This window comes from Thauera sp. 2A1 (assembly GCF_009469595.2).
Lineage (GTDB): Bacteria > Pseudomonadota > Gammaproteobacteria > Burkholderiales > Rhodocyclaceae > Thauera.
In genome coordinates, this window is record NZ_SSXV01000101.1 from 1 (window position 1) to 1,548 (window position 1,548).

Genomic DNA, 1,548 nt, shown 5'->3' on the forward strand with positions numbered 1-1,548 from the left:
AGCAAGATTGTCAGTCTCCTACTTTGTTCCTAGTTGCTGTTGACATAACATTAGCTAGTTCTTAATAGGAGTAGACAAAGGGCACCACCCCTAGGGGTGGACCGCGATTTTGGTAATTTGCTGCAAAATTAATCATTTTTCTTGAACCTACAAAGATTTTATATACTTTTCTCTGTAACTTGTCCAATTTTTCTTTAAATCTCCTTTCTGTTTTGCCGCTTCCTTGGGTGTCAGCATTCCGATACTTCCATGTGGGCGAAGGTTGTTATAGAAATAAACAGCCCTTTCTAAAGCCTCTTTTACTTCGTGCAAGGATACGAAGGAAAGCCCCATAAACAGCTCGTTCTTCAATGTGTTATTGACACGCTCTGCCACGGCATTATCCTTAGGATTGCCACATTCCGTCATGCTTGGTACTATCCCATACTCTCTGAGCAACTTGATATAGTCATTGCTTGCATACTGTACGCCCCTGTCTGAGTGATGGATAGGGATTACATTTTTCTCCTCAATACGGCACAAAGCCATATTAAGGGCCTCCAAAGGATACTTGGTGGAAAGGGACTCGCCAACAGAATATCCAATAATCTCTTTTGTATAATAATCCGTAATTAAAGATATATAGCAGAAATGATAGGTGCCTTCCTCTACATCATCCCAAATCTTCTGATATGTAATGTCGCTCACCCAAACTTCATTGGGCGACGATGGTATCAGTTCCTTTATCTTGTTGGGATATGTGGGTAATCCATGGCGAGAGTCCGTTGTACGAGGCTTCCGGCTGGAAGAACGTACTCCCAGCTTGTACCTTGAGATAATGTCCTCGAAACGGCAATGTCCCATGGCGTTCTCTTCTCCAAACTCCTTGCAATACATCAGCCAGAGTTTACGACCACCGATACCGGGATCTTGCTTTCGAATAGACTTAACATATTCTATAACAAATGATTCCTCTGCCAAGGTTGCCAGCGTATTATCTTCGTGCTGATAATATGCCTGACGAGTATACCCAAACAGTTTGCAGAGTCCAGAAACGCTATAGTTGCTGGATTCTGCACGAAGCTCTTTTACTGCTTGGGACCAGATTTTTTTCGCACAGGAATCTTATAAAGTCGCTCTGCGATGTCTATCATCTTGTCATAGGCGGCAGCAGCCATCTTGGCCTCATGGAGTTCTTTCTCCAAGGCTGCCAGGCGCTTCTTAAGCTCGAGATTCTCATTTGAGAGATCTTCAGGTGTTGCACTTTGCTTCATTTCGTTTACCATTTTAGGATTATCGGCTGCAAAGTTACTAAGAATTCTGTAAACACTAGTTTTACTTAACGACATTTTTGCCATTATTTCTCGAACCGGCAAGTGATACTGATAGTAACTACGAGCTACACTCACTGATAGCTCCAATTTGTCTTTATCCATTTTTCTTATCTTTAAGTTGATTTATACCCTGTCAACTTTTTCCAGGACAAGACAATTACTCGTAAACGAATCCTATTTCCTGAGCATAGTGGTCGTAGGTAGGTTCCTCGTAACCATATTTGGCAAAGAGCAG

2 protein-coding genes are annotated in these 1,548 nt (G+C 42.1%); both read right to left on the reverse strand.

The annotated features are described in order from the left end of the window. Positions 1 to 147: 147 nt before the first annotated feature. Positions 148 to 1,086: an IS3 family transposase gene (locus GH664_RS22665; RefSeq protein ID WP_153163847.1), complete on the reverse strand. Its 939-nt coding sequence runs from the start codon at positions 1,084 to 1,086 to the stop codon at positions 148 to 150. Further along, positions 1,068 to 1,415 (reverse strand): hypothetical protein, encoded by a 348-nt coding sequence (locus GH664_RS22670; RefSeq protein ID WP_153170302.1) that lies wholly within the window; start codon positions 1,413 to 1,415, stop codon positions 1,068 to 1,070. Before GH664_RS22670 ends, GH664_RS22665 begins: the two co-directional genes overlap by 19 nt. Positions 1,416 to 1,548: the final 133 nt, after the last annotated feature.